The organism is Stenotrophomonas sp. GL_111 (assembly GCF_057835245.1).
Genome location: NZ_CM174421.1, coordinates 3,341,170 through 3,353,132, shown reverse-complemented (window position 1 = coordinate 3,353,132; position 11,963 = coordinate 3,341,170). Strand labels below are relative to the sequence as shown.

The window sequence follows — 11,963 nt, the reverse complement described above, 5'->3', positions numbered from 1 at the left end:
TACGGGTCGGGGTGAGGGTGGTGGGTGTGGCTACAGTCAATGCACTTCCTTATCGGAGTCGAAGGAGGGGGAATTCGGGGGCGCGACACGGTCGGGCTCGGCGACGACGGCATCGGTTTCGGGCATCAGCTCCAGTGCCGATGGCGTGGTGCGCAGCATCAGCCGGAACCCGACCGGGTGCGTGCGCAGGCGCTGGAAACTGAGCAGGCGCGCGGTGGTGAACAGCGCCAGCAGCATCAGCACCACGGCGAAATACAGTGGCAGCGCGGCCGGGCCGAAACGCTGCATCGCCGCGCCGGCCAGCGCCGGCCCCAGCGCCGCACCGACCCCATGCACCAGCAGCAGGCTGGAACAGCCGGACAGCAGGTCCTTGCGCGGCAGGTAGTCCAGCATGTGCGCCACCGCGAACGGATACAGCGAGAACGCCAGCCCGCCATAGAAGAAGAACAGGCCGAACAACAGATGGGTCTGCAGCTGGATCATCGGCAGCGAGGCCACCACCGCGATCGCAGCGGCCACCACGCTGAGCCAGACCAGCCCACCGCGGCGGTCGTGGCCATCGCTGATATGCCCCAGCGGCCACTGCAGCAGCGCGCCACCGGCAATGGCGGTGAGCATGAACAAGGCCACGCCATCACCGCTGAGCCCGACCTCACCGGCGTACACCGGCAGCAGGCCCCAGAACGCACCCATCGCCAGCCCGGACAGGCCGGCGGCCACGGTGGCGACTGGCGCCATGGCATACAGCCGCGACAGTGTCAGGCGCGTCACCACGGGAATCTCCGGCTGGCGCAGCTTGGTGGCCGTGACCGGCAGCACGGCGGCGCAGACCAGGATCGCGGTGAGCATGAACATGCCCACGGCACTGGCATCGCCCAGCATCAGCAGCACCTGGCCCAGTGCCAGCGCCGACAGGTTGACTACCATGTACAGCGAGAACGCACGGCTGCGCAGGCGCGGATCGGGCTCGGCGTTGAGCCAGCTTTCGATCACCGTGTACAGCCCGACCAGCGCGATGCCGGTGACGATGCGCAGCACGCCCCAGCCCACCGGATGCAGCCACAACGGATGCAGCAGCACGGCGATTGCGGCGAGCGCGGCAAAGAACGCGAAGGCACGGATATGGCCGATGCGGCCGATCAGCGAGGGGGCGAAGAAGGTGCCGATGAAGAAGCCGGCGAAATACCCGGACATCACCAGCCCCAGCGTGCCGGCACCGAAGCCGGCCTGGCCGCCGCGCACCGCCAGCAGGGTGCCCAGCAGCCCGCTGCCGGTCAGCAGCAGCGCAACGCCCGTGAGCAGGGCGGTCAGCCGCAACATGCGTGCGGCCGTGGTGGAAGAGGTAGTACAAACACCTGTGCCACCGTAGCACAGCCCCCATGACGGTTCCGTTTCCCGCTGCGCTGCGCCCATGCCATGGTTGCGATGCGCGCAGGCGCGCGGCACCATCCGCGCGTCTTCCCTGCGGTTGTCCCCATGAGCAATGAACTGGTCTACCTGCTGCTGATCTTCGCGCTGCTGGTCATCCCGCGCGCGCTGCAGCGATTCAACCTGCCGGCACCGCTGACCTGCCTGTTGTTCGGCATCATCGCGATGCTGTGGCTGGGCGACCGTTCGCATGATCCGGTGATCACCCTGCTGGCCACGCTGGGAATTTCCTCGCTGTTCCTGTTCGCCGGATTGGAAGTGGAGCTGGCCGCACTGCGGCGCGGGCTGTGGCCGCTGCTGGCGCATCTGGTGATCCGCACCGCCACCCTGTTCGGGGTGGGCTGGCTGGCCTGGCATTACGCCGGCCTGCAGTGGCAGGCCGCCGGGCTGCTGGCGCTGGCGCTGCTGACACCGTCCACCGGTTTCATCATGGATTCGCTGTCGCGGCTGGGCCTGAGCGAGGATGAGCGTTTCTGGGTGACCAGCAAGGCCATCGCCGGTGAGTTGTTGGCACTGGCGGCGCTGTTCGTGGTATTGCAGGCCGGCGACCCGGGGCATATGGCGTTGTCCAGCCTGGCGCTGCTGGCAATGCTGGTCGGCTTGCCGCTGGTGTTCGTAGCCCTCGGGCGCTGGGTCGCCCCGCACGCACCGGGCTCGGAGTTTTCGCTGCTGGTGATGGTGGGCATGGTGGCCGCCTACATCACCTATTCGCTGGGGGTGTACTACCTGGTGGGGGCGTTCATTGCCGGGTTGGTGGCGCGCCTGCTGCACCAGCGCATGCCGCTGCTGGCCTCGCACGACAACCTGCATGCGCTGCGCCTGTTCGCCTCGTTCTTCGTGCCGTTCTACTTCTTCAACGCCGGTACCAAGGTGCCGCCGGAGGCATTGAGCTTCGAGGCGCTGGGGCTGGGGTTGCTGATCACCCTGGTGGTGCTGCCATTGCGGATTGCCGTGGTGTGGCTGCAGCGCCGGGTGCTGTTCGGTGAGAGCTTCCGCACCAGCCTGCGGGTGTCGCTGGCATTGGCGCCGACGCTGATCTTCACCCTGGTGCTGGCCGCGATCATGCGCGAGCGCTTCGATATCGCCCCGGTGCTGTTCGGCGCGCTGCTGTTGTATGCGGCGTTGACCACGCTGCTGCCGTCGCTGGTGTTCCGCACGCCGTTCGACGTGGACCCGGTCGAGCAGGAGGCTGCTGGCGATGCGGTGGCCGTGACCGAAACGCTGCCGGGTGCCGAGGCCGCGACGGTACCGGCAATCGAACCGTCTGCGCGTAGCTGAGTCGGTAACCGCGTTTGCGCTGTCCGGCGGTGCGGGCTAGGGTGGGGCCATGAATCCACTCCATGCCGCACCCCTCTCCGCCGTCCTGCTGCTGGCCGCTTGCGGTGGCCAGCCCGATACGGTTGCCCACGATGTGTCGATGGCGCCCGCCGATGCCTTCCTGGCCGCGGTGGCCGCGCATTGCGGCAAGGCTTTCGAGGGCCGCGTCGTCGTCAACGAACCGCGCAGCGCAACCCCGGACCCGTTCGACGGCAAGCGGCTGGTGATGCATGTGCGCGGCTGCGAGGACCCGGCGCACGTGCTGCGCATCCCGTTCCATGTGGGCGATGACCATTCGCGGACCTGGGTGCTCAGCCGCACCGACACCGGCCTGCGCCTGAAGCACGACCATCGCCATCGCGATGGCAGTCCGGATGCGGTGACGATGTATGGCGGCGACAGCACCCCGCCGGGCACCGCCGAGCGCCAGGCCTTCCCGGTGGATGCCGAATCGGTGGCGATGTTCCGCAAGGCGGACATGGCGGCCTCGGTGGAGAACACCTGGGCGATGGAGGTCCAGCCGGACCAGCGCTTCGTCTACGAACTGACCCGGCCGGGGGGGCGCCACTTCCAGGTGGTGTTCGACCTCAGCAAGCCGGTGGCACTGCCGCCGCCGCCGTGGGGCAGCGAGGGCAGCGAGGCAGCACCCCGGTAGCATCAAGCCCGGCTCGGCGGGGCTCAGCGCACCCCGAAGCGGGCGCGGCAGCCGTTGTTGACCCACACCGCGTTGTTGCTGTAACCCCAGCTGCGGCCTTCCACGCAGGCGCTGCCGGACAGCTGCTGGAGCAGTACCGGGCGGCCCTGGCGGGCATCCCAGGCACAGCTCTGCTGGCGGTTGCTGTTGCTGCTGCAGGTCACGCTGTAGTTGCTGTTGCCACCGCCGCCACCCCAGCCGCCACGGGCCTCGGCGAATTCGCCCCGGCAGCCGCGGTTGACCCAGATCGCACCGTTGCGCACGCCCCAGGTCTGGCCTTCCACGCACGCCGAGCCGGAGATCTGCCGGACCAGGGTGGCGTTGCGCCAGTTGGTGGGGCAGCTGCGCTCGCGGTTGTCCTGGCTTTCGCAGCGCACGGTGCCGCCGCCACCGCCACCGCCACCGCCCCAGTTGCCGCGGCCTTCCACGAACTCGGCCCGGCAGCCGCCGGTCACCCACACCGTGCCATTGCGCGTGCCCCAGTTGCGGCCCTCTTCGCACTTGGTGCCGGAAATCTGCCGGGTCAGCTGGGCACTGCGCCAGCCGGTGTTGCAGACCCGTTCGCGGTTGTTCTGGCTCTCGCAGCGCACGGTGCCGTTGTTGCCGCCGCTACCGCCGCCGCCGTTCCAGCCGCCTCCGCCGCCCAGCGAGGTCGCCATGTCCTGCTTGATCCGTGAGAAACCCCAGCCGGAGTTGACCTGGGCCAGGTAGAAGCGCAGCTGGTCGTCGGGAATGCGGCGGCCGTTGGACTGGTCGGCATATTCCTGGGTGATCACCCGGCTGCGGTCGCTGCTGGACAGCTGCGACAGGTTCTCCGGGGCGTAGGCACGGGCGCTGATCTGCGCCTGTACGGCCGGGGCGGTACAGCCCAGCGCGAGCGCGAGGCAGGCAACGGTAAGGCGGCGGTTCATGGCGACATCCCCTTGCGGTCGTTGGTGCGCGGACTATAGGAAGGGGCGGGGTTCACACGATGTGATGCCCGCCGGGCGGGGCAAGGGCCCCGCAGGGGCAGGGCTGACGATGGCCGATTTGCCCCAGCCGGGGCTACGCCGCAGAATAAAGGGCTGTCCGGTGCAACCTGGTGCCGGCATTCTCCTGCGGAGCTTTACCCCCATGCGTACCCACTTCTGCGGCCTGGTCGATGAGACCTTGATTGGCCAAACCGTTACCCTCGCCGGCTGGACCGACGTTGCCCGCAACCAGGGCGGCGTGTGCTTCATCGATCTTCGCGATCATGAAGGCATCGTGCAGGTGACGGTGGAAGTCGACAACGCCGCCGTGTTCGCCGTGGCCGCCAGCCTGGGCTACGAGGACGTGCTGCAGGTGGAAGGCGTGGTGCGCGCGCGCCATGCGGCCAACGACAAGCTCCGCACCGGTACGGTGGAAGTGATCGCCACGGCCATCACCATCCTCAACAAGGCCGAGCCGCTGCCGTTCCACGCACACGAGAATCCGGGCGAGGAAACCCGCCTGAAGTACCGTTACCTGGACCTGCGCCGCCCGGAAATGCAGCGCATGCAGCGCACCCGCATCAAGCTGGTGCAGGCGCTGCGCCGCCACCTGGATGCCACCGGCTTCCAGGACATCGAAACCCCGATCCTGACCAAGGCCACCCCGGAAGGCGCCCGCGACTTCCTGGTGCCCGCGCGCATGCACCCGGGCGAGTTCTACGCCCTGCCGCAGAGCCCGCAGCTGTTCAAGCAGATCCTGATGGTGGCCGGCTTCGACCGCTACTACCAGATCGCGCGCTGCTTCCGCGATGAGGCCCTGCGTGCGGACCGCCAGCTGGAATTCACCCAGCTGGACATGGAGTTCGCCTTCGTTGGCGAGGCCGACGTGCAGAACTTCGTCGAAGACATGATCCGCGCCATTTTCAAGGAAGTGGTGGACGTGGAGCTGGCCGCCAGCTTCCCGCGCATGACCTGGGCCGAGGCGATGCGTCGCTACGGGTCGGACAAGCCGGACCTGCGCATCGCGCTGGAGCTGGTGGATGTGGCCGAGCTGGTGAAGACCAGCGAGTTCCCGGTGTTCACCGCTGCGGCCAACGATGCCGAGGGCCGTGTCGCCGCGCTGTGCATTCCCGGCGGTGCCGCGCTGTCGCGCAAGCAGATCGACGAGTACGCCGCGCACGCCGCCAAGTACGGCGCCAAGGGCCTGGCCTACATCAAGATCGCCGACAACGGCGAAGTCAGCTCGCCGATCGCCAAGTTCTTCAGCGAAGAGGCCTTCGCCGCCCTGGTCGCGCACGTCGGTGCGGGCAATGGCGACATCGTGTTCTTCGGCGCCGGTGGCTACAACAAGGTCTCCGACTTCATGGGTGCGCTGCGCCTGAAGGCCGGCAAGGACTTCAACCTGGTGGCCGCCAGCTGGGCGCCGCTGTGGGTCACCGACTTCCCGATGTTCGAATACGACGACGAAGCCCAGCGCTACGTCGCCCTGCATCACCCCTTCACCGCCCCGGCAGTGGACGACATCGCCGACCTGCGCGCCAATGCCAGGACCGCCGTCTCGCGCGGCTACGACATGGTGCTCAACGGCAACGAGATCGGCGGCGGTTCGATCCGTATCCACCGCTCGGACATGCAGAGCGCGGTGTTTGAACTGCTCGGCATCGGTGCTGAAGAGGCCGAAGGCAAGTTCGGCTTCCTGCTCGACGCGCTGCGCTTCGGCGCGCCGCCGCACGGTGGCATCGCCTTTGGTATCGACCGTATCGCCGCGCTGATGGCCGGTACCGAGTCGATCCGCGACGTCATCCCGTTCCCGAAGACCACCGGCGCGCAGTGCCTGATGACCGGCGCGCCGTCGCCGATCCCGGACGAACAGCTGGCCGAAGTGCACGTCCAGGTCCGCCCGCGCAAGAACTGATCCACACCGATTGACCAGGAGATCCAGGCAATGACCGAGTTTGCGTTTTCGCTGGAGTGGGAGCGGTTGGGCAATGAAGGGGCGGATGCCGGCCTGGTGACCGAGCGCGCCCGCGTGTTCGGTGGCTGGCTGGTGCGCGTGGGCACCCACCCCGCCGCGATGGCCCTGACCTTCGTCACCGACGGCGAAGGCCGTTGGGACGGCGAGGACTTCGGCGTCGAAGATTACGAGGACGACGAAGAAGAGCTCGAAGACGAGGACGGCGAAGAGGGCGAGGAAGAGGACGACGAGGAGTACGAGGAAGAGGACGAGGAAGAGGAGGAAGACGACGAGGAAGAGGACGTCGAAGACGAGGCCACCGACGGAGCCCGGGCGTAACGCCTGCGCCCGCCGCCGCCATGTACGCCATCCGACGCGCCACCCCGGACGATGCCGACACCTTGTCGGCGTTGGCCACGCGCACCTTCGTTGAAACCTTCGGCCACCTCTACCCGGCGCAGGACCTGGGCGCTTTCATCGCCGAGGCCTACGCCGTCGACCGCCAGCGCACCATCCTGTCCCACCCCGACTACGCGGTCTGGCTGCTGGAGGTGGATGGGGTCGCGGTCGGCCACGCCGCCGCCGGCCCCTGCGGGCTGCCGCACGCCGACGTGCAGCCTGGCGATGGCGAGCTCAAGCGGCTGTACCTGATCAAGGACCAGCAGAGCTGTGGCTGGGGCAGCCGCATGTTCGAAACTGCGCTGGACTGGCTCGAACGCGACGGCCCGCGCCCGCTGTGGCTGGGGGTGTGGTCGGAGAATTTCGGCGCCCAGCGTTTCTATGCCCGCTATGGGTTCAGCAAAGTGGGCACCTATGAGTTCCCGGTCGGCAGCGTGCGCGACCTGGAGTTCATCCTGCGGCGGCCGCCGACCCCGGCACGCTGAGTGCTTTGCCTTCCGGTCCATTCGTTCAATGGTGGTCTGCCCCGGCTTTCTTCACCCTGACCTGCATGACACCCATTAGGCTCGTTGCATGACTCCCCCGGTTTTACTGCTTCACGGCATCTGGAATGCGCGCGCCTGGGTGGGCCCGCTGGCCTGGCGCCTGCGCGCACGCGGTTTCAGCGTGGATACCTTCGGCTATTCCAGCGTGTTTGGCGGCCCCGACGTGGCCGTGCCGCAACTGCTTGAACGCCTGCAGGGCAGCGGCCCGGTCTCGCTGGTCGGGCACAGCCTGGGCGGGCTGGTCGCGCTGGAGGCGCTGCGCCAGCAACCCGGGTTGCCGGTGTCGCGGGTGGTCTGCCTGGGCTCGCCGCTGCGCGGCAGCAGCACGGCGCGTTCGCTGGCCGAGCACGGCTGGTCGCTGGCGCTGGGCCGCAGCAGCGAGCTGCTGCTCGATGGGCTGCCGGCCTGGGAGGGCGCGGCCGAGGTCGGGCTGATCGCAGGGTCCGTCCCGCACGGGCTGGGCAGCCTGCTGGGGGCCATGGGCGAGCGCTCGGACGGCACCGTGGCGCTGGACGAGACCCGCCTGCCAGGGCTGGCCGACCATTGCGTGGTCCCGGCCAGCCACAGCGGGCTGGTGTTTTCCCCGGATGCGGCGCGCCAGACCGCCGCGTTCCTGCGCGATGGGCGCTTCCGCCAAGACCGCGCCGCCCACGCCGCCTGAGCCGGGCCGCCGGGGCAGGGCAGGGCTAACACGGTGCGGGCGGGGGATCAGGTAGAATTCGCGCCCTGTTCCTGACGCAAGCAACGGAAACACCCATGGGTAGAGGCCCCTCCATCGAGAACCGCAAAAACGCGTCTGACGCGAAGCGCGGCAAGATTTTCACCAAGATCATCCGTGAGATCGGCGTCGCCGCGCGCGGCGGTGGAGGCGACCCCAACAACAACCCGCGGCTGCGCGTGGCGATGGACAAGGGCCTGGCCTCGAACATGTCCAAGGACGTGATCGAACGCGCCATCAAGAAGGCCACCGGTGAACTGGAAGGCGTGGAATACGAAGAGATCCGCTACGAGGGCTATGCCCCCGGTGGCGTGGCCGTGATCGTGGACTGCCTGACCGACAACCGTGTGCGCACCGTGGCCGATGTCCGCCACGCGTTCAGCAAGTGTGGCGGCAACATGGGTACCGAAGGCTCGGTGTCCTTCATGTTCAAGCGCGTGGGCGTGCTGCATTTCGCCGCCGGCGCCAATGAAGAGGCCATCACCGAGGCGGCCATCGAGGCCGGCGCGGACGACATCGTGGTGTACCCGGAAGACGGCGCGATCGACGTGTTGACCGCCGCGGACAGCTACCACGCGGTCAAGGACGCCATGGAAGCGGCCAAGCTGACCCCGGACCACGCCGAACTGACCTTCCGCGCCGACAACGACATCAAGGTCGAGGGCGACACCGTCCTGCAGGTCAAGAAGCTGCTGGACATGCTCGAAGACATCGACGACGTGCAGGACGTGTTCTCCAACGCCGATCTCGGCGCGGACGCCTACGCCTGAGCGTGCGCGGCACCGGTCGCTTTGCGCGACCGGTGAGCGGACAATGCGGACCATGATGACTCCTGTCGTTCCCTGTTCCCCCCAGCGCATGACCCGCATCCTCGGCATCGACCCCGGTTCACAGCGCACCGGGGTGGGCATCATTGATGTGGACGCCGCCGGCAAGGTGGTGCATGTCCACCACCTGCCGCTGGTGCTGCTCGGCGCGGACGACTTCCCGCAGCGGATGAAGCTGCTGGTGCTGGGCCTGAACGCCCTGGTCGAGGAATACCGCCCCGACGAAGTCGCCATCGAGAAGGTGTTCATGGCACGCAACCCTGATTCGGCGCTCAAGCTGGGCCAGGCGCGCGGCGCGGCCATCTCGGCGGTGGTGATGCGCGACCTGCCGGTCAGCGAGTACGCCGCCACCGAGATCAAGCTGGCCGTGGTCGGCCGCGGTGGCGCGGAAAAGCAACAGGTCCAACACATGGTCGGGCTTATGCTCAACCTGAAAACCAAGCTGCAGGCCGACGCCGCCGATGCGTTGGCCGTGGCCATCACCCACGCCCATGTTCGGGCCACGGCGCTACGCCTGGGCGTCAATGCCCGCATGGCCTGGAGCCGGAAATGAGGAACACTGCATGATTGGTCGTCTGCGCGGGATCGTGGCTTACAAGGCGCCGCCGTGGCTGCTGATCGACGTCAATGGCGTCGGTTACGAGCTGGAGGCGCCGATGAGCACCTTCTACGACCTGCCCGAGCTGGGCCGCGAGGTCACCTTGTTCACCCACTACGCGCAGAAGGAAGACAGCGTGTCGCTGTACGGCTTCCTGCGCGAGGGCGAGCGCCGCCTGTTCCGCGACGTGCAGAAGGTCAGCGGGATCGGCGCCAAGATCGCGCTGGCGGTACTGTCCGGGGTGAGCGTGGACGAGTTCGCGCGGATGCTGCAGGCCGGTGACATCACCGCGCTGACCCGCATCCCGGGCATCGGCAAGAAGACCGCCGAGCGCATGGTGCTGGAACTGCGCGACCGTGCGGCCAACTTCGGCGGCGGCGGGTCGCCGATCGCCGGTGCCGCACCGGCCACCGACCCGGTTTCCGAGGCCACCGTGGCGCTGCAGCAGCTGGGCTACAAGCCCGCCGAAGCGGCGCGCATGGCGCGTGACGCCAACGCCGAGGGCGACGATGTCGCCACCGTCATCCGCAAGGCCCTGCAGGCCGCGCTGCGCTGACCCGCGCGCTGCCTTCTTCCTGATACCGAACGCGTCCCGCCCGGAGCCCCATGTCCACCTCTCCCACCCAGCACGACAGCAGCCACACCGCGCACGGGCACGCCCCGGCCGCCGGCGGCATGGCGCTGATCATCGGCGCCATCGGCGTGGTGTTCGGCGACATCGGTACCAGCCCGCTGTACACGCTGAAGGAAGCGTTCTCCCCGCACTACGGCCTCACCAGCGACCATGACACCGTGCTGGGCGTGCTGTCGCTGGCGTTCTGGGCGCTGAACATCGTGGTGACGCTCAAGTACGTCACCATCATCATGCGCGCCGACAACGAGGGCGAGGGCGGCATCATGGCGCTGATGGCGCTGACCCAGCGCACGCTGCGGCATGGCTCGCGCTCGGCCTATGTGGTGGGCATCCTGGGCATCTTCGGCGCCTCGCTGTTCTTCGGCGATGGCGTGATTACCCCGGCCATCTCCGTGCTCGGCGCGGTCGAGGGCCTGGAAGTGGCCGCACCGGGTCTACATGCCTTCATCGTGCCGATCACCGTGGTGGTGCTGCTGGCGGTGTTCGCCGTGCAGCGCTTCGGCACCGAGAAGATCGGCAAGCTGTTCGGGCCGATCACCTCGATCTGGTTCATTTCGCTCGCCGCGATCGGCATCTGGAACATCGTCGACGCCCCGGAAGTGCTCAAGGCCTTCAACCCGATGTGGGCGCTGCGCTTCTTCATGGAGCACGGCTGGCACGGCATCTTCATCCTCGGCGCGGTGGTGCTGGCGGTGACCGGTGGCGAGGCGCTGTATGCCGACATGGGCCACTTCGGGGCCAAGCCCATCCGCCATGCCTGGTACTTCTTCGTGCTGCCGTGCCTGGTGCTGAACTACCTGGGGCAGGGCGCGCTGGTGCTCAACAACCCCGAAGCGGTCAAGAACCCGTTCTTCGAGGCGGTGCCGGAATGGGCGCTGTACCCGATGATCATCCTGGCCACCATGGCGGCGGTGATCGCCTCGCAGTCGGTGATCACCGGTGCGTTCTCGGTCTCGCGCCAGGCCATGCAGCTGGGCTACATCCCGCGCATGCGGATCACCCACACCTCGCATGACACCATCGGCCAGATCTACATCCCGGGCATCAACTGGGGCATCGCGGTGATGGTGATCGGGCTGGTGCTGGCCTTCCGCAGCTCGTCCAACCTGGCCGTGGCCTACGGCATCTCGGTGTCGGCGACCATGCTCATCGATACCCTGCTGCTGGCGCTGGTGGCCCGCGCGCTGTGGCCGAAGTCGCGCTACTGGATCATTCCGCTGTGCGTGGTCTTCTTCATCATCGACCTGGGCTTCGTGATCGCCAACGGCGCCAAGCTGCTGCAGGGCGCCTGGTTCCCGGTGGTGCTGGGCATCGTGCTGTTCACCATGATGCGCACCTGGCGGCGTGGCCGCGAGCTGCTGCGCGATGAGATCCGCAAGGACGGCATCCGCATCGACACCTTCCTGCCTGGGCTGATGCTGGCGCCGCCGGTACGCGTGCCGGGTACGGCGGTGTTCCTCACCGCCGACCCGACCGTGGCCCCGCATGCGCTGATGCACAACCTCAAGCACAACAAGGTGCTGCATGAGCGCAACGTGTTCCTGCACGTGGTGACCCTGCCGGTGCCGTATGCGTCGGAAGGGCAGCGTCTGAAGATCGAATCGGTGGGCGATGAGTTCTACCGGATCTACGTGCGCTTCGGCTTCATGGAGACCCCGGACGTGCCGTTGGCGCTGATGCGCTCGTGCGACCACGGTGGGATCTACTTCGACCCGATGGACACCACCTTCTTCGCCAGCCGCGAGACCATCGTGGCGACCGCCAACCGCGGCATGCCGATCTGGCGCGACAAGCTGTTCGCGCTGATGCACCGCAATGCCGCGCCGGCAACGGTGTTCTTCCGGATTCCGGGCAACCGCCTGGTCGAACTCGGTGCGCAGGTCGAGATCTGACGCGTCA

12 protein-coding genes are annotated in these 11,963 nt (G+C 67.8%); 10 read left to right on the top strand and 2 right to left on the bottom strand.

Features of this window, described 5'->3' with window-relative positions; all coding sequences use genetic code 11:
* Positions 1 to 36: 36 nt before the first annotated feature.
* Positions 37 to 1,320, bottom strand: a complete 1,284-nt coding sequence (locus AC3IPM_RS14910; RefSeq protein WP_489300772.1) for an MFS transporter — start codon at positions 1,318 to 1,320, stop codon at positions 37 to 39.
* Positions 1,321 to 1,476: 156 nt separating this feature from the next.
* Here AC3IPM_RS14910 and AC3IPM_RS14905 point away from each other — a divergent pair, with 156 nt between their 5' ends.
* A complete protein-coding gene (locus AC3IPM_RS14905) occupies positions 1,477 to 2,706 on the top strand; it encodes a cation:proton antiporter (protein ID WP_489300771.1) in 1,230 nt (409 codons plus the stop codon).
* A gap of 49 nt (positions 2,707 to 2,755) precedes the next feature.
* On the top strand, positions 2,756 to 3,400 hold the full coding sequence (locus AC3IPM_RS14900) for a hypothetical protein (protein ID WP_489300770.1): 645 nt from the start codon (positions 2,756 to 2,758) through the stop codon (positions 3,398 to 3,400).
* 23 nt (positions 3,401 to 3,423) lie between these two features.
* Here AC3IPM_RS14900 and AC3IPM_RS14895 read toward each other — a convergent pair whose 3' ends face one another.
* The gene (locus AC3IPM_RS14895) at positions 3,424 to 4,350 is read right to left on the bottom strand and encodes a DUF3011 domain-containing protein (RefSeq protein WP_489300768.1); all 927 of its coding nucleotides are present in this window, start codon (positions 4,348 to 4,350) and stop codon (positions 3,424 to 3,426) included.
* A 202-nt stretch (positions 4,351 to 4,552) separates the two neighbouring features.
* Between AC3IPM_RS14895 and aspS the strand changes: the two genes are divergently transcribed.
* From aspS to AC3IPM_RS14855, 8 genes are all read left to right on the top strand, one after another.
* Positions 4,553 to 6,304, top strand: a complete 1,752-nt coding sequence (gene aspS / locus AC3IPM_RS14890) for an aspartate--tRNA ligase (RefSeq protein WP_489300767.1) — start codon at positions 4,553 to 4,555, stop codon at positions 6,302 to 6,304.
* A gap of 30 nt (positions 6,305 to 6,334) precedes the next feature.
* A complete protein-coding gene (locus AC3IPM_RS14885; protein WP_489300766.1) occupies positions 6,335 to 6,682 on the top strand; it encodes a DNA primase in 348 nt (115 codons plus the stop codon).
* 20 nt (positions 6,683 to 6,702) lie between these two features.
* Positions 6,703 to 7,227, top strand: a complete 525-nt coding sequence (locus AC3IPM_RS14880; protein ID WP_489300764.1) for a GNAT family N-acetyltransferase — start codon at positions 6,703 to 6,705, stop codon at positions 7,225 to 7,227.
* Between the two features lie 88 nt (positions 7,228 to 7,315).
* Positions 7,316 to 7,948: an esterase/lipase family protein gene (locus AC3IPM_RS14875; protein WP_489300763.1), complete on the top strand. Its 633-nt coding sequence runs from the start codon at positions 7,316 to 7,318 to the stop codon at positions 7,946 to 7,948.
* A gap of 95 nt (positions 7,949 to 8,043) precedes the next feature.
* Positions 8,044 to 8,775 (top strand): YebC/PmpR family DNA-binding transcriptional regulator, encoded by a 732-nt coding sequence (locus AC3IPM_RS14870; protein ID WP_489300762.1) that lies wholly within the window; start codon positions 8,044 to 8,046, stop codon positions 8,773 to 8,775.
* Positions 8,776 to 8,863: 88 nt separating this feature from the next.
* Positions 8,864 to 9,385 carry a crossover junction endodeoxyribonuclease RuvC gene (gene ruvC, locus AC3IPM_RS14865; protein WP_489300761.1) on the top strand — a complete coding sequence of 174 codons (522 nt, stop codon included), beginning with the start codon at positions 8,864 to 8,866 and terminating at the stop codon, positions 9,383 to 9,385.
* A gap of 10 nt (positions 9,386 to 9,395) precedes the next feature.
* On the top strand, positions 9,396 to 9,986 hold the full coding sequence (ruvA, locus tag AC3IPM_RS14860) for a Holliday junction branch migration protein RuvA (RefSeq protein ID WP_489300760.1): 591 nt from the start codon (positions 9,396 to 9,398) through the stop codon (positions 9,984 to 9,986).
* A gap of 50 nt (positions 9,987 to 10,036) precedes the next feature.
* A complete protein-coding gene (locus tag AC3IPM_RS14855) occupies positions 10,037 to 11,956 on the top strand; it encodes a potassium transporter Kup (RefSeq protein ID WP_489300759.1) in 1,920 nt (639 codons plus the stop codon).
* Positions 11,957 to 11,963 lie beyond the last annotated feature (7 nt).

What these genes read in the sequence shown, in the direction of transcription:
- AC3IPM_RS14895 (WP_489300768.1), bottom strand. Translation starts at nt 4,350, where the DNA reads ATGAACCGCCGCCTTACCGTTGCCTGCCTCGCGCTCGCGCTGGGCTGT.
- AC3IPM_RS14870 (WP_489300762.1), top strand. Translation starts at nt 8,044, where the DNA reads ATGGGTAGAGGCCCCTCCATCGAGAACCGCAAAAACGCGTCTGACGCG.
- AC3IPM_RS14900 (WP_489300770.1), top strand. Translation starts at nt 2,756, where the DNA reads ATGAATCCACTCCATGCCGCACCCCTCTCCGCCGTCCTGCTGCTGGCC.
- aspS (WP_489300767.1), top strand. Translation starts at nt 4,553, where the DNA reads ATGCGTACCCACTTCTGCGGCCTGGTCGATGAGACCTTGATTGGCCAA.
- ruvA (WP_489300760.1), top strand. Translation starts at nt 9,396, where the DNA reads ATGATTGGTCGTCTGCGCGGGATCGTGGCTTACAAGGCGCCGCCGTGG.
- AC3IPM_RS14855 (WP_489300759.1), top strand. Translation starts at nt 10,037, where the DNA reads ATGTCCACCTCTCCCACCCAGCACGACAGCAGCCACACCGCGCACGGG.
- ruvC (WP_489300761.1), top strand. Translation starts at nt 8,864, where the DNA reads ATGACCCGCATCCTCGGCATCGACCCCGGTTCACAGCGCACCGGGGTG.
- AC3IPM_RS14875 (WP_489300763.1), top strand. Translation starts at nt 7,316, where the DNA reads ATGACTCCCCCGGTTTTACTGCTTCACGGCATCTGGAATGCGCGCGCC.
- AC3IPM_RS14910 (WP_489300772.1), bottom strand. Translation starts at nt 1,320, where the DNA reads ATGTTGCGGCTGACCGCCCTGCTCACGGGCGTTGCGCTGCTGCTGACC.
- AC3IPM_RS14905 (WP_489300771.1), top strand. Translation starts at nt 1,477, where the DNA reads ATGAGCAATGAACTGGTCTACCTGCTGCTGATCTTCGCGCTGCTGGTC.
- AC3IPM_RS14880 (WP_489300764.1), top strand. Translation starts at nt 6,703, where the DNA reads ATGTACGCCATCCGACGCGCCACCCCGGACGATGCCGACACCTTGTCG.
- AC3IPM_RS14885 (WP_489300766.1), top strand. Translation starts at nt 6,335, where the DNA reads ATGACCGAGTTTGCGTTTTCGCTGGAGTGGGAGCGGTTGGGCAATGAA.